The organism is Massilia sp. LC238 (genome assembly GCF_000735635.1).
Classification (GTDB): domain Bacteria; phylum Pseudomonadota; class Gammaproteobacteria; order Burkholderiales; family Burkholderiaceae_D; genus Telluria; species Telluria varians.
The window spans coordinates 15,322-33,031 of sequence record NZ_JNNN01000080.1 but is presented as its reverse complement, the minus strand read 5'-3'; the positions used below and the strand labels follow the sequence as shown (position 1 = coordinate 33,031).

Genomic DNA, 17,710 nt, shown 5'->3' with positions numbered 1-17,710 from the left:
GGTGAGCCTGCGCCTGCCCCCGTCGATCCACGTTTTCGAGCGCGGCTGGCTCTCGTCCAACAACATCCTGTTCACCGGCGCCGATGACACGGCGCTGGTCGACAGCGGCTACCTGACGCATGCGGCGCAGACCCTGGCCCTGGTGCGCCAGGTGCTCGGTTCCCGCCCGCTCGACCGCCTGCTCAACACCCACCTGCACTCCGACCACTGCGGCGGCAACGCCCTGCTGGCGCAAACCTATGGCTGCCGGGTCGCGATCCCGGCGCTGGACGCCCCCAAGGTGGCGGCATGGGACGAAGAGGCGCTCAGCTACCGCGCCACCGGCCAGCAGTGCGCGCGCTTCGGTTTCGACGCCACCCTGGCGCCGGGCGACACGCTGGTGCTGGGCGACCTGCACTGGGCGGTAGCGGCGGCGCCCGGGCACGACCCGCATGCGCTGCTCTTCTTCTGCGAAAGCGAAGGCATCCTCATTTCCGGCGACGCGCTGTGGGAAAACGGCTTCGGCGTGGTGTTCCCGGAACTGGCGGGCGAGCCGGGCTTCGACGAGGTCGGCGCGACCCTCGACCTGATCGCCACCCTGGATGCGCGCGTGGTCATTCCCGGCCATGGCGCGGTGTTCGGCGACGTGCCGGGGGCGCTGGCGCGGGCCAGAACGCGCCTGGACTACCTGAGCGCCGACCCGCTGCGCAATGCGCAGAACGCGGTCAAGGTGCTGCTGAAATTCCTGCTGCTGGAGCGGCGCACGCTGGCGCTGGACGCGCTCCCTGGCCTGCTGGCCTCGATCCCGCTGGTGGAGCGGGTGCGCACCGGGGTGCTGGCGATGGCCAAGGACGAACTGGCGCACTGGGCCTGCGCAGCACTGGTGCGCGCCGGCGCCGCCCGCATCGATGGCGGCACGCTGCTTGACGTTTAGAGACAAAAATCTAGCACGATCGTTCTTTTTTCACGGCATAATGCCTTGACTACGTTTGATCAACCGATCAGTTAACCGACCATCGAGAGCCATCCATGACGCTGCCACCCGTGCTGCAAGACCTGTCCCTCCCTGTCATCGCTTCGCCGATGTTCATCGCCAGCGGTCCCGCGCTGGTGGCGGCCCAGTGCAAGGCCGGCATCGTCGGCTCCTTCCCCGCCCTGAACGCGCGCCCGGCCGAGCTGCTGGACACCTGGCTGACGGACCTGCAGCGCGAACTGGCCGCCTACCAGGACGCCAATCCGGGCGTGAAGGTCGGCCCGATCGCGGTGAACCAGATCGTGCACACCTCGAACGACCGCCTGGCGCACGACGTCGAGGTCTGCGTGAAGCACCAGGTGCCGATCATCATTTCCTCGCTGCGCGCGCCGCCGAAGGAGATGCTCGATGCGGTGCACGCCTACGGCGGCATCGTGATGCACGACGTGGTCTCGATCCGCCACGCGGAAAAGGCGCTGGAAGCCGGCGTGGACGGCCTGATCCTGGTGGCGGCCGGCGCCGGCGGCCATGCGGGCGCGCTGTCGCCCTTCGCGCTGGTGGGCGAGGTGCGCAAGTTCTTCAAGGGTCCGATCGCGCTGTCCGGCTCGATCGCCACCGGCGACGCGATCCTCGCAGCCCAGGCCATGGGCGCCGACTTCGCCTACATCGGCTCGCGCTGGCTGGCGACGAAGGAATCGAACGTCAGCGACGCCTATCGCGACGCGATCGTGGAATCGGCGGCGGCCGACGTGGTGTACACCAACCTGTTCACTGGCGTGCACGGCAACTACCTGAAGAAATCGATCGTGGCCGCCGGGCTCGATCCGGACAACCTGCCGGAATCGGACAAGAGCAAGATGAGCTTTGGCGCCGGCAGCGCCAAGGCCTGGCGCGACATCTGGGGCGCCGGCCAGGGCGTGGGCCTGATGGACGACGTGCCGAGCGTGGCCGAGATGGTCGAGCGCCTGAAGGCGGAATACGCCGCGGCGCGCGCGCGCCTCGCGCTCGGGTGAATCAGTCGTCCAGGCGCTTCGCGTCGGGCGTCGGGAAGGGCGGCGGCGGTTCCGCCGCGCTCAGGTCGTCCTGGTTGATCGACCACAGCCCCGGCAGGTTGCGCCAGTAGTTGTACACGTCCATGCCGAAGCCGACCACGAACTCGTTCGGCAGCGTCAGGCCGACCAGGTCGGCCTTGATCGGCTTGGCGCGCTTGAGGTCCTTGTCGGCGAACACCGCGACGACCACTTCGGCCGCGCCCATGTCGAGCAGGCGCTGCTTCACGTGGGCGAGGGTCTCGCCTTCGTCGAGGATGTCGTCGACCACGACGATGGTGCGGCCCGCCACGTCCTGGCGCGGGATGACCTTCCACACGATCTGGCCGCCGCGGTCGGCGTCGCCGTAGCGGCTCACGTGGATGTAGTCGAATTCGAGCGGGAAGTCGAGCTGCGGCAGCAGGTGGCCGGTGAACACGACGGCGCCGCCCATCACGCCCAGCACCAGCGGGAAGGACTTCTCGTCGGGATTGCCGAAGCGCTTGTTCAGCTCAGTGGCGACACGCGCCACCGCGGCCTGGACTTCTTCGGGCGTGACGATCTGGGTGGCGTTGGCGAGCAGCGCGCGGGCGCGGTCATGGTGGTAGTCTTGCATGGTCGTTCTGTCTCTGGTGTCGGGATGGCGCTGCGATTATGCGCCAATCAGGTAGGCGGGCGCGTTCCTGTTGGAATCAGGCGCCCTGGATCTCACGCTGCAGCTTGCGGGTGAGCTTGGCGAAAACGAGCTGATACGAGCGGCGCAGCAGGGCGGCGAACTCCTCGTCGTCGAGCCGGGCCTCCGGCGTCACGAACACCCACTTGGCGCGCGCCAGGTAGGGGGCAGGGAGGATGCCGGGGCGGTCGGTCAGTTCAAGAAAGCGCTCGTCGTCGGCCTTCAGGCTGAAGCCGGTCGAGGGGCCGTCCTTGTTGGTGACGGCAAACATCTTGGCGCCGACCGAAAAGACGGTGTCGTGGTCCCACTTGGTGTCTTCAGTGCAGCCGGGGAAGCTGCGGCAGAGTGCCTTTGCCGCTTCAAAATCCATTCTGTCTCCTGTGCCGGCGTGTGCGCCGGTCGTTTGTTCGTCTCGGACAACATTGTAACGCGCCGTTCGGCGTATCATACGTGGCTAGGATAACAACCCAAGACCCAAGCCATGTCCACTGAATTTGAACAAGTCCGCAGCAAGCGCCTGGCCCAGCTGCGCAGCGCAATGGCGCGTGCCGGCATCGACGCCTATGTCGTGCCGTCGAGCGACCCGCACCTGTCGGAATACCTGCCCGGGCACTGGAAGGGCAGGGAGTGGCTGTCGGGCTTCACCGGCTCGGTCGGCACCTTCATCGCCACCGCCAACTTTGCCGGCGTGTGGACCGACGGCCGCTACTGGACCCAGGCCGAGACCGAGCTGGCCGGCAGCGAGATCGCCCTGATGAAGATCCCGGGCGCCGCCAGCCAGATGCACGTGGACTGGCTGGCGGCCAACCTGAGCACCGGCCAGACCGTCGCGGTGGATGCGCGCGTGCTCGGCCTGGCCGGCGCGCGCCTCTTGTCGGACGCACTGTCGGCCAAGGGCATCGCGCTGCGTACCGATATCGACCTGCTCGACGAGGTGTGGCAGGACCGCCCGGCATTGCCGGCCGACCCGGTGTTCGAGCACCTGCCGCCCTACGCGACCATGAGCCGCGCCGACAAGCTGGCCGCGACCCGCGCCGCCATGGAGCACCACGGCGCCGGCTTCCATGTCATCTCGACGCTGGACGACATCGCCTACCTGTTCAACCTGCGCGGCGCCGACGTCAGCTTCAATCCGGTGTTCCTGGCGCATGCGCTGATCGGCCGCGCCGATGCGACCCTGTTCGTCGGCGAAGGCAAGGTGCCGGCTGAGGTGCGTGCGCGTCTCGAGTCCGACGGCGTGCACCTGGCGCCGTACGCCAATGCCGCCACCGCGCTGGCGGCGCTGCCGGATGGCGCCACCCTGCTGCTCGACCCGCGCCGGGTGACCGCCGGCATGCGCGCCGCGGTGGCGCAGGGCGTGAACGTGGTGGAAGCGATGAACCCGACCACCTTCGCCAAGTCGCGCAAGCTCGATAGCGAAGCCGTCAACGTGCGCGCCGCCATGGAGCAGGACGGCGCGGCGCTGTGCGAATTCTTCTCCTGGCTGGAAGCCGAACTGGCCAACCCGGGCCGCGCGCCGCTGGACGAAGTGGCGATCGACACCCACATCACGGCAAGCCGTGCGCGCCGTCCCAACTTCATCAGCCCGAGCTTCTCGACCATCGCCGGCTTCAACAGCAACGGCGCGATCATGCACTACCGCGCCGCGCAAGAGAGCTGCGCGACGATCGAGGGCGACGGCCTGCTGCTGGTCGATTCCGGCGGCCAGTACCTGGGCGGTACCACCGATATCACGCGCGTGATCCCGGTCGGCACCCCGAGCGAAGCGCAGAAGCGCGACTACACGCTGGTGCTGAAGGGCCTGATCAACCTGTCCGCGACGCGCTTCCCGCGCGGCACCCGTTCGCCGATGCTGGACGCGATCGCGCGCGCGCCGATCTGGGCCGCCGGCATCGACTACGGCCACGGCACCGGCCACGGCGTCGGCTACTTCCTGAATGTGCACGAAGGTCCGCAGACCATTTCGCCAGCAGTGCCGCCGGACCCGCACACCGCGATGGAGCCGGGCATGATCACCTCGATCGAGCCGGGCATCTACCGCCCGGGCCGTTGGGGCATCCGCATCGAGAACCTGGTGCTGAACCGGGTGGTGGACAATACCGAGTTCGGCGAATACCTGGGCTTCGAGACGCTCACCCTGTGCCCGATCGACACCCGTCCTTTGGTGCGCTCGCTGCTGCGCGAAGACGAGATCGCGTGGCTGAACGCCTACCACGCCACGGTGCGTGCACGCCTCGAGCCGATTGTCGCCGGCGCGGCGCGCGACTGGCTCTTGACACGCACGGAGGCGATCTGATGGCGAGCTCCCGTTCCACCCGCGCCAGCGCGGCGGTCGAGCGTCTCAAGAAGCGCACCGGGAATGCCGCGTATTCGATGGCGCGCACCGGCGACGGGCTGTTTTACCTATCCGAAGCCCCGGGCGCGCCCGCGCTCAATGCGCCGCTCGAGCTGGACGACTTCGTCGCCTTCGTGAACGGCCTCGGCCCGCAGGAGGTCAAGCGGATCAGCAAGCACGACGAGGCTTTTGAGAAGCAGCTGGTGCGCAAGAAGCCGGGAGCGTGACGACCCGCCATGCCCTCGAATGCCCTGCTAGCTGCCTACTGGTCCGAATCCAGCATCATCACCAATGGCCTGATCCTGCTGCACCTGGCCGGCGCGCTGGCGCTCGGCCTGCTGGTCGGCTATGAACGCGCCTACCACGGCCGCGCCGCCGGCATGCGCACCTATGGCCTGGTGTGCATGGCCTCGGCCGCGCTGACCATCCTGGCCGGCTACCCGGACTTCTGGTACGGCGGCCATGGCGGCGTGCTGGCGCCGGTCGACCCGACCCGCATCATCCAGGGCGTAGTGACCGGCATCGGCTTCCTCGGCGCCGGCGTCATCATGCGCGAGGGCTTCAACATCAGCGGCCTGACCACGGCCGCCTCGATCTGGGCCTCGTCCGCGATCGGCATCCTGGTCGGCGTCGGCTTCTACCTGGCGGCCATGGGTCTGGCCTTCTTCTCGGGCATGATCATGATCTACCTGAACCGCCTGGAAACCATCCTGCCTTCGCGGCATGCGGTGGCGGTGCGCATGCGCTTCAAGCCGCAGGTGATGCCGCGCGAAGAGATCATGCGCCAGGCCGCGCTGGAGCGCGGCTACGAGATCGCGGGCAGCTCCCTCACCATCAGCAGCGACGAAGGCCGCCAGGAATGGCGCTTCGTGGCGCTGGCGCTGTCGAACCGCAGCGGCGCGCCCTTGTCGGAACTGGCGCAGGAGCTGGCCGCTTTCGAGGGACTGGAAGCCTTCCAGCTGTCGCACGCCCGTAATTAAGAAAAATCCAACAACAATAAGTCAGTTTATTCAGAACTGGGGGTCATCAATGCAAGCACAAGACGTTCTCGATTTCTGGTTCCTGCCGGAAGGCAGCGAAGGCCATGGCAAACAGCGCATCGAATGGTTCCGCAAGGACGAGGCCTTCGACGCGGCGCTGCGCGAGCGCTTCGGCGCCCTCATCCACCAGGCGCTGGCGGGCGGGCTGCGCGAATGGGACGAGCTCGGGCCGCGCGGCGCGCTGGCGCGCATCCTCGTGCTCGACCAGTTCACCCGCAACGCCTTCCGCGGCAAGCCGGAATCCTTCGCCGGCGACACGCTGGCGCTGGCCAGCGCGCAGCAGCTGGTGGATTCGGGCGAGCACCTGGCGCTCTCTCCGGTCGAGCGCCAGTTCGTCTACATGCCCTTCGAGCATGCGGAGGACGCGCGCATGCAGGAGCAGGCCGTGACCCTGTTCACCGAGCTGGCCGCCCAGCACGAAGGCTTCGCCGAGGCGCTGGATTACGCGCACCGCCACCGCGGCGTGATCGCCCGCTTCGGCCGCTTCCCGCACCGTAACACCATCCTCGGTCGCGCCTCGTCGCCGGAAGAGCTGGCCTACCTCGCGCTTCCCGGCTCCGGTTTCTGAGGTGGCGACGCTGAACCTGGTGGGCGCCGGCCACGTTGGCCGCGCGCTCGGGCGCCTGTTCGCGGCCGGCGGCGCCTTCACCGTGCAGGACGTCCTGACCCGCAGCGCCGCCAGCGCCCGCGAGGCGGTCGATTTCATCGGCGCCGGCCAGGCCTGCACCACGCTGGCGCAGATGCGCCCGGCCCGGGTGTGGATGCTGGCGGTGGGCGACGACGCCATCGTGCCCGCCTGCGAAGCCCTGGCGGCGCGCGGGCAGCTGGCGGGAGCGGTCGTGTTCCACTGCAGCGGCGCCAAGGCCTCCGGCGAATTGCAGGCGGCGCGCGCGGCCGGCGCCCACGTCGCCAGCGTGCATCCGGTGCGCAGCTTCGCCGACCCGCAAGCCGTGGCCGCGGATTTCGCCGGCACCTTCTGCGGCATCGAGGGCGACCAGGAAGCGCTGGCGCTGCTGGAGCCGGCCTTCGCGGCGATCGGTGCGCGCCTGGTGCGCATCGACCCGGCCGCCAAGACGGTCTACCACGCGGCCGCGGTGTTCGCGTCGAATTACCTGGTGACGGTGGTCGACGCCGCCCTGCGCGCCTATGAGGCGGCCGGCGTGCCGGCGGAGGTGGCGCGCGAACTGGCGCGGCCTCTCGCCACCGAAGCCCTGGCCAACGTGTTCCGCCTGGGCCCTGAAGCGGCGCTCAGCGGACCGGTGGCGCGCGGCGACTTCGCCACCGTGGCGCGCCAGCAGGAGGCGGTCACGCGCTGGGATGCCGCCACCGGGCGCCTGTACGAAGCGCTGGTGCCGCCGACCGCCGAGCTGGCGCGCCGCAAGCGCGGCGAATCCTGAACTTATCCAGGGCTTGTCCAGCGCTTTTCCACGGGATATCCCACCCCTTATCCAGCGCTTGTCCAGGCCCTTATCCAAGGTTTATCCACGCGCTTTTCCCCGGTTTTTCCAAGGTCTTTCCATGTTCTTATCCAAAGCTTTATCCACAGGAGTTCCGATGTTCTTCACCGCCTGGGCCACCCTGGCCGCGCTCGGCGTCTATTTCTGGACCGGCGTGAATGCCGGCCGTGCCCGTATCCGCCACGATGTGCCGGCGCCGATGATGGAAGGGCCGGAAGAGTTCCTGCGCTGCCAGCGCGTACAGGCCAATACCCTCGAACAACTGCCCCTGGTGCTGGTGCCGCTGTGGCTGTGCGCCTTCTACCTGGGCGACCTGTGGGCGGCGGCTGGCGGCCTGCTGTGGTGCCTGGGCCGCATCGCCTATGCGCTCGGCTATTACCGCGACCCGGCGAAGCGCGAACTGGGGTTTATTACGGGAATGCTGGCTTGCGCGTTGTTAATTGGCGGCACCGTATGGGGCCTGTTACTGCGCTAACGCCAAAAAAGTGCATACAGTGATCGACAAAGTTCCCGCAGAGCAATAAGCTAGGACGCTGATACCAATAACCGTCCGCCCGCCAGCATGGCCGCGCGGGCAACAGGAGAAGGAGAACCTATGCTGTTCCTGAAGAGCACCAGCGTCACCAAGGCCCCGGGGATCTATGAAGTCGACGTTGCCGCCAAACCGCCGGGCAAGACCTTCGGTGTTTTCCTGGCGACCGATCCGGACAATCCGCCGCAAACCGTGCTGGCGGGCCTGGCCGAACTCGGCTTCAGGAACACCCACCAGCAGAGCTATGTCCACAAGGACAAGGGCAAGGTGCTGGACCTGCACTTCCAGAAGGACGGCACCGACCTGTTCAACGGCTGGAAAGCCGAGGAATGCAAGGCCAACCTGGCGGCGATCGAAGCCCTGTTCGGCAATGTCGGCGTCACGGTGACGCCGCGCGTCATGAGCCTGGCCGAAGCCTACGCCTGATCCGCTAATACCTCGATGTGATACAGCGCCCAGGGGCAAGCCCCGAAGCGCTCCCTGACCGGCCGCGCCGCCATTGCCGGCACGCGGTCCGCGTCGTACACCGCCCACAAGGGCCCCAATCCACCCAGCGCCATCGGCTGCCCGTCGAGATGGGTCGCGACGATGAATTTCCAGGCACGCAGCTGGCCCATCGGGACGGCGGCGGCATAGCCGTCCACCGCACGCAAGAGGACCTTGCCGGTGTCGCCGGGACGCACACCGGCCAGGGCCAGTACCTCAAGCAGCAGCGGTCCGCGCAGGGTATGCGGCTTGCCGTCGTATTCCAGCGTCGGCCGGATCGTCTGGACCGGCAAGGCCGCGATCGCCGCGAAATCCAGCGCCAAGGCGCGCGTGAATGCCAGCTTCTGCTTGAACATCATCTGGTCGCGTACCGGGTCGAGGCCAGCGCGGTTGCTGCGCTTGATATCACCCGTGATGGTGAGCAGGGCAGGTCCGCCGGCCGGCGCCGGGGCCGGTGCGGCAATGGCGGGCAGGGCGCTGGAGGCAAGTGCCGCGCCCAGGAAGTGACGTTTGTCCATGCGAAAATGCGTGGTGGCGGAAAACCGTCATCATAGCCACAGATATTGCACAATGGACTTGTTTACCTCAGCCTGCACGCTTGCCCCGATTCCCATTCGCGATGGGGAACTGGCCTTCCTGCCCCAGTTGCCGCTGCCCTGGCCGAACGAGGTGGTACTGGCGCGCCTGATCGAAGAAACCGCCTGGCGCGAGGAAAGCGTCGTCGTCTACGGCAAGCGTCACCTGCAGCCGCGCCTGAGCGCCTGGCATGGCGAGAAGGGCTACCGTTATTCGGGACTGAGCCTGGCGCCGCTGCCGTTCACGCCACTGCTCGACACCATCCGCCGCGCAGCCGAGGCGGCCACCGGCCGGCGCTACAACAGCGTGCTCCTGAACTATTACCGCGACGGCCGAGACAGCATGGGCATGCACAGCGACGACGAGCCCGAGCTGGGCTCGCAGCCGGCCATCGCCTCGCTCAGCTTCGGCGCGACCAGGCCCTTCATCCTGCGCCACAAACACACGAAAGAGACCCTGAAACTGCCGCTGACGGACGGCAGCCTGCTGTTCATGGCTGGTTCGTTGCAGGCTAACTGGATGCACGGGATCAACAAAACGGCCAAGCCCGTCGGCGCGCGCCTGAACCTAACTTTCCGCAACATCGTCTAATCAGTACGCTACTTTCCGTATCTTTTCGGAGAATTATCTAACGCTTGAGTCAGTAATTTACAACTGCTTACAGTTTTTACGGCCCTGGGACTTTAATAAAGCGAAACCGATGCTACCTTGGCAGTATCGCGATTCAATGGGAATCGCGAACCAGCCAAAGTAAAAGGATTCGCATGAAAAAGCTCATCGTTGCACTGATCGCATCCGCGGCCGCCATGTCGGCGGCCCAGGCCCAGACCACCGCGCCACGCGCCTATGTCGGCGCCGGTGTGGCAAGCGCCGATCATGACTTCAAGATGTCCGGCGCGACCAATGTCGACACCGAAGGCTATAAGGCCTCCGGCAAGATTTTCGGCGGCTATGAGTTCGACCAGAACTGGGGTGTCGAAGCGGGCTATACCGACTTCCGCAAGTCGGACGTCAATTATTCGATCGGCGGCGTGAACAACCGCGGCGAGACCGATGGCCACGCCTTCTACCTGGCGGCCAAGGCCACCCTGCCGGTCAACGAGCAGTTCTCGGTCTACGGCAAGCTCGGCGCGGCGCGCACCAAGAGCGAGTTGGAACTGATCAATGCCTCGCAAAACATGAGCCGCAGCAAGACCGAGGCTTATGGCGCGCTCGGGGCGGAGTACAAGCTGAACCAGAACGTGTCGCTGATCGGCGAATACGAGCGCTATGGCAAGAGCAAGGACTTCGGCGCGAAGGCCGACGTCTGGACCATCGGCGCCAAGTACGCTTTCTAAACGCCCATCGCTTCAACGACAAAAGGCCCTGCGGGGCCTTTTGTTTTTCCTACAAGCGCGCGTAGCCGTGCGGCTGCGGGCGGTGTACCCAGGGCGGCACGACCAGTTCCGGCGCCGGCATCGCGTGGCCGCTACTCAGGAAGCGGTGCAGCGAGGACCACGGCCACTCGCGCGGATGGCTGCAGAAGCCGTGCCGTACCGCATCGAGGTGGGTGTAGTCGACCAGCGCCGCGTACTCGTCGTCGTCGCCGACCCGGTAGTGCTGGTAGTGGCGTTCCCAGATCGTGCCGTCGGCCGCCTCCGGCATGGTGGACTTGCGCAAGGCCTTGGAAAAGGCGATCTTGACCGCGCGCCAGCGGCTCGAGCAGTCGTGGTCGCCCGGCGGCAGCGTCCACATCGCATGCGCATGGTCCGGCAGGACCACCCAGGCATCGACATGGAAGGGCTTGCGCACGCGCGCCAGGCGCATGGCTTCGCCGAAGGCGGAGATATGGTCTGTCAACAAGGTGCTGCCGCGTTCGAGCAGCCGCACCGTGAAAAAGAAGGTCCCGCCCGGGACGCGGTTGTTGCGGTAATCAATCATAGGCTCCGTCAGTCCGTCCCTTGCAAAGGCAGCGGACATCCCAGGCCACATGGCCTAATCGCCAAGGATTTTACACACAGCGGTTTCGAAGCCGCGTTCGTTTCCGGTGATAAAAAAACCCCGCAAGTGCGGGGTTTTCTTTTATATAACAAACACTTACTGATGGGCTCAGGTCGTCAGCGGCTTGTAGCGGATACGCTTCGGCTTGGCGCCTTCTTCGCCCAGGCGCTTCTTCTTGTCGGCTTCGTATTCCTGATAGTTACCGTCGAAGAAGGTGACTTGCGAATTGCCTTCGAAGGCCAGGATGTGGGTCGCGATGCGGTCCAGGAACCAGCGGTCGTGCGAGATCACCATCACGCTGCCGGCGAACTCGAGCAGGGCGTCTTCCAGCGCGCGCAGGGTTTCCACGTCGAGGTCGTTCGACGGTTCGTCCAGCAGCAGCACGTTGCCGCCTTGCAGCAGGGTTTTGGCCAGGTGCAGGCGGCCACGTTCGCCGCCCGACAGGTTGCCGACCACCTTCTGCTGGTCGGAACCCTTGAAGTTGAAGCGGCCCAGGTAGGCGCGCGACGGCATCTCGAAGCGGCCCACGCTCAGCAAGTCGGCGCCGCCGGTGACGTCCTCGAACACGGTCTTGTTGTTGGCCAGCTCGTCGCGGCTCTGGTCGACCAGCGAGACCTTGGCGGTCTTGCCGATCACGACTTCGCCGCTGTCCGGCTGCTCTTTGCCCGCGATCATCTTGAACAGGGTCGACTTACCGGCGCCGTTCGGGCCGATGATGCCGACGATCGCGCCCGGCGGCACGGTGAAGGACAGGTTGTCGATCAAGAGGCGGTCGCCGAAAGCCTTCGAGACGTTCTTGAACTCGATGACTTCATTGCCCAGGCGCTCGGCCACGGGGATGAAGATCTCCTGGGTCTCGTTGCGCTTCTGGTATTCGAATTCGCTCAGCTCGTTGAAGCGGGCCAGGCGGGCCTTGGACTTGGCCTGGCGTGCCTTCGGATTCTGGCGCGCCCATTCGAGTTCCTTGGCCAGCGCCTTCTGGCGTGCCGATTCGGTCGCTTCTTCCTGCTTCAGGCGCGCCTGTTTCTGGTCCAGCCAGGACGAGTAATTGCCCTTCCAGGGGATGCCCGAGCCGCGGTCCAGTTCCAGGATCCATTCGGCGGCGTTGTCGAGGAAGTAGCGGTCGTGGGTGATGCCCACCACGGTGCCCGGGAAGCGCAGCAGGAACTGCTCCAGCCACTCGACCGATTCGGCGTCCAGGTGGTTGGTCGGTTCGTCCAGCAGCAGCATGTCCGGTTTACTCAGCAGCAGCTTGCACAATGCCACGCGGCGCTTCTCGCCGCCCGACAGCACGCCGATCTTCTGGTCCCACGGCGGCAGGCGCAGCGCATCGGCGGCCATTTCCATCTGCAGGTTCAGGTTGCCGCCGTCGGCCGCGGAAATGATGGCTTCCAGACGCTCCTGCTCCTTGGCGAGGGCATCGAAGTCCGCGTCTTCTTCCGCATAGGCGGCGTACACGGCTTCCAGCTTGGCTTGCGCTTCGAAGGCTTCGCCCAGGCCGCTTTCCACTTCCTGGCGCACGGTCTTTTCCGGATCGAGCTGCGGTTCCTGCGGCAGGTAGCCGATGTTCAGGCCCGGCATCGGGCGCGCTTCGCCCTGGATGTCGGTGTCGATGCCGGCCATGATCTTCAGCAGGGTCGACTTGCCCGAGCCGTTCAGGCCCAGCACGCCGATCTTCGCACCCGGGAAGAAGGACAGGGAAATATCTTTCAGGATTTGACGTTTTGGCGGGACGATTTTGCCCACGCGATTCATGGTATAGACGTAATTGGCCATGCTTTAACTCTGGTGTTGTTTAAGGTGCACAGGATACGACAGAACCGCGCCGGACACAGGACTTTATGTGCCGGCGCGGATGGGTCAGCTTGTCTTCGCGGCGCGGTTGCGCAGCAGGCCTTCGCCCGCGAACAGCGCCAGCGCAGCCCAGATCATCAGGAAGCCGACCAGGCGGTCGCTGCTGAAGGCTTCGTGGAACAGCCAGACGCCCAGCAGGAACTGGATGGTCGGCGACAGGTACTGCAGCAGGCCCAGGATCGACAGGGGGATCTTGCGCGCGCCGGTGGCGAACAGCAGCAGCGGGATCGCCGTGATCGGGCCGGCCAGAACCAGGAGGATGCGGGTCGCGTCCAGCGGCGCATTGACGAAGGCATTGTCGCCGGTCACGCTCAGCCAGCCGACGTAGGCGGCCGCGAACGGAAACAGCACCATGGTTTCGAAGGACAGGCCTTCGAGGGCGCCGAGCGCCGCGGTCTTGCGCAGCAGGCCGTAGGCGCCGAAGGTGGCGGCCAGCACCAGCGCGATCCAGGGCACCGAGCCCGACTGCCAGGTCAGCCAGCCCACGCCCAGCGCGGCGATCGCGATCGCCCCCCATTGCGCCGGACGCATGCGTTCCTTCAGCAGCAGATAGCCGAACATGATGTTCACCAGCGGATTGATGAAGTAGCCGAGGCTGGCCTCGATCACGTGGCCGTTCTTGACCGCCCAGATATACACCAGCCAGTTGGCCGACAACAGCAAGGCCGAGGCGGCGAAGCTCCAGAACACGCGCGGCTGGCGTACCTGGGATAACCATTTCCACTGGCGCCGCAAGGCCAGCACGACCAGCAGGAAACCGAGCGACCACAGCACCCGATGCGCCAGGATCTGCACCGGCGGCACGTCGCCCAGCGCATGGAAATAAATAGGGAACAGGCCCCAGCACAGGAAGGCGAGGGCGGCGGACAGGATACCGGAGCGCATGGGGAAAAAGGGAGGGCGATTGCTGAGGTGACATTATCCCTGATGCGCAATTTCTCTGCTGGCGCAAGCGGTTTTTGAGAGGGTGTACTATCAATACGAAATCTTCTTGCAATTTTCTTGCTGTTATTTTATGGTGCGCTGCACCAAGAACAGAACAATGGTGCAAACTTGAGTACCGAAAACAAGAAGAGCAGCGTTGCGGCGCTGACGCTGGCCGCCATCGGCATCGTCTACGGCGATATCGGCACCAGCCCGCTCTACACCCTGCGCGCGATCTTCCACCACGAGCACGGCCTCCCCCTCAACACCCCCAACATCCTCGGCATCATTTCCCTGATCTTCTGGAGCCTGACGATCATCGTTTCGCTCAAGTACGTCACGCTGGTGCTGCGCGCCGACAACCGTGGCGAAGGCGGCATCATGGCCTTGATGGCCCTGGCCACTAATTCGGTCACCAAGGCCTCGCGCTGGCATTTCCCGCTGCTGGTCATCGGCGTGCTGGGCGCTACCATGTTCTACGGCGACAGCGTGATCACGCCGGCCATCTCGGTGCTGGGCGCGATCGAGGGCCTGGAAGTGGCGGCACCCGGCATGTCGCACTACGTGGTGCCGCTGGCGGTGGTGGTGCTGGTGCTTCTCTACAGCGTGCAGCGCCACGGCACCGCCGGCATCGGCCGCTTCTTCGGGCCGGTCATGCTGGTCTGGTTCATTACGCTGGCGACCATGGGCGTCATCAACATCATCGCCTCGCCGGTGATCCTGAACGCGCTCAATCCCTACCACGCGCTGCACTTCATGCTCGAGAACAAGCTGCTCGCGTTCGTGGCGCTGGGCGCGGTGGTGCTGGCGATCACCGGGGCCGAGGCCCTGTACGCCGACATGGGCCATTTCGGGCGCAAGCCGATCCGCCTGGCCTGGTTCGCGATCGCCTACCCGGCCCTGGTGCTGAACTACCTCGGCCAGGGCGGCCTCCTGATCAATGATCCGAGCGCGGTCGAGAATCCCTTCTTCCACCAGCTCGGCACCTGGAGCGTGATCCCGCTGGTGATCCTGTCGACCATGGCGGCCGTGATCGCCTCGCAGGCGACCATCTCCGGCACCTATTCGATGACCAAGCAGGCGATCGCGCTGGGCCTGCTGCCGCGCATGCGCATCCTGCACACCTCGGAAAGCGAGATCGGCCAGATCTACATCCCGGCCGTCAACTGGCTGCAGCTGGCCATTGTCTTGATCGCCGTGATCGGCTTCGGTTCCTCGGACGGGCTGGCCGGCGCCTACGGCATCGCCGTGACCGCGACCATGATGGCGACCACCATCCTGACCTTCTTCGTCACCCGCTACCGCTGGCACCTGCCGCTGGTGGTGTGCGTGGGCGCCACCGGCTTCTTCCTGGTGATCGACGTGCTGCTGTTCTCGTCGACCACGCTCAAGCTCTTGCACGGCGGCTGGTTCCCGCTGCTGCTCGGCACCATCCTGCTGACCCTGATGCTGACCTGGAAGCGCGGCCGCGAGCTGGTGTTCGAGAACCTGGAAAAGCATGCGATCCCGCTGGACGCCTTCATGGAGTCGCTGTTCGTGGCGCCGCCGGCGCGCGTGCCGGGCACCGCGCTGTTCCTGCGCGGCGAGAGCGACGGCGTGCCGCATGCGCTGCTGCACAACCTGTCGCACAACAAGGTCCTGCACGAGCGCGTCGTCTTCCTCACCGTGCACATGCGCGAAGTGCCCTGGGTGCCGGCGGAAGAACAGGTCGCGGTGGTGGAGCTCGGCCACAACTGCTTCCAGCTCGACGTCCAGTACGGCTTCAAGGACGAGCCGGACATTCCCGGCATCTTGCGCCAGTGCGGCGGACTGGGCTTGACCTTCGAGATGATGGAGACTTCCTTCTTCATCGCGCGCCAGACCGTGATCTCGGCCCCGGGCGGCGGCATGGCGCCATGGCGCGAGCACCTGTTCGTGATGTTGTCGCGCAATGCACGCGCTGCGGCCGATTATTATCAGATCCCGCCCAACCGCGTCATCGAGCTCGGCACGCAAGTGGAAATTTAATTACAGAAAAATACAAAAGGCGGACAGTCCAGGGATAGACGCCCGTCGAGGGCTCGGGTAAGGTTTGAAGTTTCGCTGCATAAACTTTCCGCCCCTCCGTACCCAAGGACCCGCCCCATGAAACTGAAGTTCCCCCTGATCGCCGCCTTTGTTGCCCTCCTGAGCCTGACCGCCTGCGGCGGCGGTGGCGGCGATTCCAGTGCGCCTATCGTCAACCCGAACAACCCGACCGCACTGGTCAAGACCGACAACGTCCTGGGCACTGGGGCCGAAGCCGTCAACGGCAAGACCGCCACCGTCACCTATACCCTGTGGCTGTACAACACTGCGCTCGCCGACCACAAGGGCACCCAGCTCGAGTCGAACAGCTTCTCCTTCCTGCTCGGCTCGACGAGTGTCATCCCCGGCTTCCAGCAGGGCGTGCTCGGCATGAAGGTGGGCGGCAAGCGCACCATCGAAGTGCCGGCAAGCCTGGGCTATGGCGATAAAGGCTCGAACGGTATTCCGGGCGGCAATGGCCTGGTCTTCGAAATCACCCTGACCAAGATCGAGTAAAAGTCTCGCTGGCCAGGACCGGGGCGCTGCCCCGGTTTTTTTTTGCGCGCACGCCTGCGCTGGCGCACAGGCCGGGTCCGCTTCATGCCTGAAGCTGCTGATCCCGACAAAGCTCCTGTGCGCCATGCGAACCCTTCTTTTCCTCTCTGTCTTCCTCTTTTGTTCATCGTCCGCCGGCGCGGCGGCGCCCACGGCGCCCCCGGCATGCATGCCGCCGCCTGCCGTGCAGGGCGAGCCGGACGGCTGGTTGCTGCTGGCGGGGCTGGTCGTGTGCATGGCCGGGCGGCTGGCGGCGCAGCGGAACTGATGAGTCGCTATTCCTCTACCCAGCCAGAACCCGATTACGCTTTGAAGAAATGAGATTTTGGACATTGATTTATCTCAAACCTGCTGGCTCGGCTATTCGAGATGCTGAAAGTCCTCTTCACTCAAGCATCAAAGGAAAGTCATGCGTCATTCCCTGCTCGCCCTCGTCCTGTCCTCCTCGCTTGCCGCTCCGCTCACCGCGCACAGCCAGACTCTCTACAAAATGACTTTTCTCCCGCCCGACACCACGCCCCATGCCATCGACGCCAGCGGGCGCATCGTGGGCGTCGGCGCCGACGGCCGCGGCTTCCTGTGGGCGCGCGGCGTGATCACGCGCCTGGGCACGCTCGGCGGCAACGGGAGCGCGGCCGCGGCCATCGGCGCGAATGCCCAGGTTGCCGGTTCGTCGGAGGCGAAGAACGGCGTGTCCCACGCCTTCATGTACCAGGGCGGCGTGCTGCGCGACCTCGGCATGCTGAACGGCCGGCCGAGCTTCGGCACGGCCATCAACGCGCGCGGCCAGGTGGCCGGGTACGCACTGGACCGCAACGGCAACGACCGCGCCTTCGTGGTTTCCGGCGGCAAGATGAGCGCGATCGGCAGCCTCGGCAGCGGCGTCGCGCGCGCCACCGGGATCAACGGCGCCGGCACCGTGGCCGGCATGTCCTTCCTGCGCGGTTTCACGGCCCAGCACGCCTTTACGTACGCGAACGGCGTGATGAAGGACCTCGGCACGCTCGGCGGCCCCACCAGCACGGCCGCGGCCATCAACGAGCGCGGCGAGGTGGCCGGCATGAGCTTCGTCAATGACGACGTCCAGCACGCCTTCCTGTACCGCGACGGCGTGATGCATGACCTGAACGACCTGGTCGCCAAGCGCGGCATCTGGACGGTGCTCGACGCGGTCGGCATCAACGACGCCCAGCAGATCGCCGCCTATGCCTGCACCCTGTACGGCGAATGCCGCGCGGTGCTGCTCGAGCTCTGAGCTCGCCTGAGCTAGCG

At 65.8% G+C, this 17,710-nt stretch carries 21 protein-coding genes; 15 read left to right on the top strand and 6 right to left on the bottom strand.

The features are described from left to right. The first annotated feature begins 1 nt into the window (after nt 1). Nucleotides 2–913, top strand: a complete 912-nt coding sequence (locus tag FG94_RS23515) for an MBL fold metallo-hydrolase (protein WP_036216794.1) — start codon at nt 2–4, stop codon at nt 911–913. Between the two features lie 95 nt (nt 914–1,008). After that, nucleotides 1,009–1,965 (top strand): nitronate monooxygenase family protein, encoded by a 957-nt coding sequence (locus FG94_RS23510; protein ID WP_036216792.1) that lies wholly within the window; start codon nt 1,009–1,011, stop codon nt 1,963–1,965. A 1-nt stretch (nt 1,966) separates the two neighbouring features. Here FG94_RS23510 and FG94_RS23505 read toward each other — a convergent pair whose 3' ends face one another. Both FG94_RS23505 and FG94_RS23500 read right to left on the bottom strand, forming a co-directional pair. Next, the gene (locus tag FG94_RS23505) at nt 1,967–2,596 is read right to left on the bottom strand and encodes a hypoxanthine-guanine phosphoribosyltransferase (protein ID WP_051997040.1); all 630 of its coding nucleotides are present in this window, start codon (nt 2,594–2,596) and stop codon (nt 1,967–1,969) included. A gap of 76 nt (nt 2,597–2,672) precedes the next feature. Then, nucleotides 2,673–3,023, bottom strand: coding sequence for an MmcQ/YjbR family DNA-binding protein (locus FG94_RS23500; protein WP_036216790.1), 351 nt, complete (start codon nt 3,021–3,023; stop codon nt 2,673–2,675). 111 nt (nt 3,024–3,134) lie between these two features. Between FG94_RS23500 and FG94_RS23495 the strand changes: the two genes are divergently transcribed. The 7 genes from FG94_RS23495 (at nt 3,135) to FG94_RS23465 (ending at nt 8,443) form a co-directional block, all read left to right on the top strand. Further along, nucleotides 3,135–4,949, top strand: coding sequence for an aminopeptidase P family protein (locus FG94_RS23495; protein WP_036216789.1), 1,815 nt, complete (start codon nt 3,135–3,137; stop codon nt 4,947–4,949). Next, a complete protein-coding gene (locus FG94_RS23490) occupies nt 4,949–5,215 on the top strand; it encodes a hypothetical protein (RefSeq protein ID WP_036216788.1) in 267 nt (88 codons plus the stop codon). Before FG94_RS23495 ends, FG94_RS23490 begins: the two co-directional genes overlap by 1 nt. 9 nt (nt 5,216–5,224) lie before the next feature. Further along, nucleotides 5,225–5,968, top strand: coding sequence for an MgtC/SapB family protein (locus FG94_RS23485; protein ID WP_036216787.1), 744 nt, complete (start codon nt 5,225–5,227; stop codon nt 5,966–5,968). 49 nt (nt 5,969–6,017) lie between these two features. After that, entirely contained in the window at nt 6,018–6,596 is a 579-nt protein-coding gene (locus tag FG94_RS23480) for a DUF924 family protein (RefSeq protein WP_036216786.1), read from the top strand. A 1-nt stretch (nt 6,597) separates the two neighbouring features. After that, nucleotides 6,598–7,425 carry a Rossmann-like and DUF2520 domain-containing protein gene (locus FG94_RS23475; protein WP_036216785.1) on the top strand — a complete coding sequence of 276 codons (828 nt, stop codon included), beginning with the start codon at nt 6,598–6,600 and terminating at the stop codon, nt 7,423–7,425. A gap of 157 nt (nt 7,426–7,582) precedes the next feature. Continuing rightward, nucleotides 7,583–7,960: an MAPEG family protein gene (locus FG94_RS23470; RefSeq protein WP_027864614.1), complete on the top strand. Its 378-nt coding sequence runs from the start codon at nt 7,583–7,585 to the stop codon at nt 7,958–7,960. Nucleotides 7,961–8,080: 120 nt separating this feature from the next. After that, nucleotides 8,081–8,443, top strand: a complete 363-nt coding sequence (locus tag FG94_RS23465; RefSeq protein ID WP_027864613.1) for a hypothetical protein — start codon at nt 8,081–8,083, stop codon at nt 8,441–8,443. Here the strand turns inward: FG94_RS23465 and FG94_RS23460 are convergent. After that, complete coding sequence (locus tag FG94_RS23460) at nt 8,434–9,021, bottom strand: molybdopterin-dependent oxidoreductase (protein WP_027864612.1); 588 nt, start codon at nt 9,019–9,021, stop codon at nt 8,434–8,436. The genes FG94_RS23465 and FG94_RS23460 overlap by 10 nt on opposite strands. Before the next feature lie 52 nt (nt 9,022–9,073). Here FG94_RS23460 and FG94_RS23455 point away from each other — a divergent pair, with 52 nt between their 5' ends. Together FG94_RS23455 and FG94_RS23450 are read left to right on the top strand one after the other, a co-directional pair. Beyond that, nucleotides 9,074–9,670: an alpha-ketoglutarate-dependent dioxygenase AlkB gene (locus tag FG94_RS23455; RefSeq protein WP_036216784.1), complete on the top strand. Its 597-nt coding sequence runs from the start codon at nt 9,074–9,076 to the stop codon at nt 9,668–9,670. 173 nt (nt 9,671–9,843) lie between these two features. Then, nucleotides 9,844–10,416 (top strand): porin family protein, encoded by a 573-nt coding sequence (locus FG94_RS23450; protein WP_027864610.1) that lies wholly within the window; start codon nt 9,844–9,846, stop codon nt 10,414–10,416. A 49-nt stretch (nt 10,417–10,465) separates the two neighbouring features. On the opposite strand, the gene FG94_RS23445 is transcribed toward FG94_RS23450, so the two are convergent. The 3 genes from FG94_RS23445 to rarD all read right to left on the bottom strand — a co-directional run bounded on the left by FG94_RS23445 (nt 10,466) and on the right by rarD (nt 13,798). After that, nucleotides 10,466–10,999 (bottom strand): transposase, encoded by a 534-nt coding sequence (locus FG94_RS23445; protein ID WP_036216782.1) that lies wholly within the window; start codon nt 10,997–10,999, stop codon nt 10,466–10,468. Nucleotides 11,000–11,167: 168 nt separating this feature from the next. Then, complete coding sequence (gene ettA, locus FG94_RS23440; protein ID WP_036216780.1) at nt 11,168–12,835, bottom strand: energy-dependent translational throttle protein EttA; 1,668 nt, start codon at nt 12,833–12,835, stop codon at nt 11,168–11,170. 84 nt (nt 12,836–12,919) lie between these two features. Further along, on the bottom strand, nt 12,920–13,798 hold the full coding sequence (gene rarD, locus FG94_RS23435) for an EamA family transporter RarD (protein WP_036216778.1): 879 nt from the start codon (nt 13,796–13,798) through the stop codon (nt 12,920–12,922). Nucleotides 13,799–13,966: 168 nt separating this feature from the next. On the opposite strand from rarD, the gene FG94_RS23430 reads away from it, so the two are divergent. From FG94_RS23430 to FG94_RS23420, 4 genes are all read left to right on the top strand, one after another. Further along, nucleotides 13,967–15,844, top strand: coding sequence for a potassium transporter Kup (locus FG94_RS23430; protein WP_036216958.1), 1,878 nt, complete (start codon nt 13,967–13,969; stop codon nt 15,842–15,844). Nucleotides 15,845–15,961: 117 nt separating this feature from the next. Further along, on the top strand, nt 15,962–16,399 hold the full coding sequence (locus tag FG94_RS23425) for an FKBP-type peptidyl-prolyl cis-trans isomerase (protein ID WP_036216776.1): 438 nt from the start codon (nt 15,962–15,964) through the stop codon (nt 16,397–16,399). Nucleotides 16,400–16,523: 124 nt separating this feature from the next. Continuing rightward, the gene (locus tag FG94_RS27470) at nt 16,524–16,706 is read left to right on the top strand and encodes a hypothetical protein (RefSeq protein ID WP_152571089.1); all 183 of its coding nucleotides are present in this window, start codon (nt 16,524–16,526) and stop codon (nt 16,704–16,706) included. A gap of 141 nt (nt 16,707–16,847) precedes the next feature. Continuing rightward, nucleotides 16,848–17,693 carry an HAF repeat-containing protein gene (locus tag FG94_RS23420; RefSeq protein ID WP_036216775.1) on the top strand — a complete coding sequence of 282 codons (846 nt, stop codon included), beginning with the start codon at nt 16,848–16,850 and terminating at the stop codon, nt 17,691–17,693. Nucleotides 17,694–17,710 lie beyond the last annotated feature (17 nt).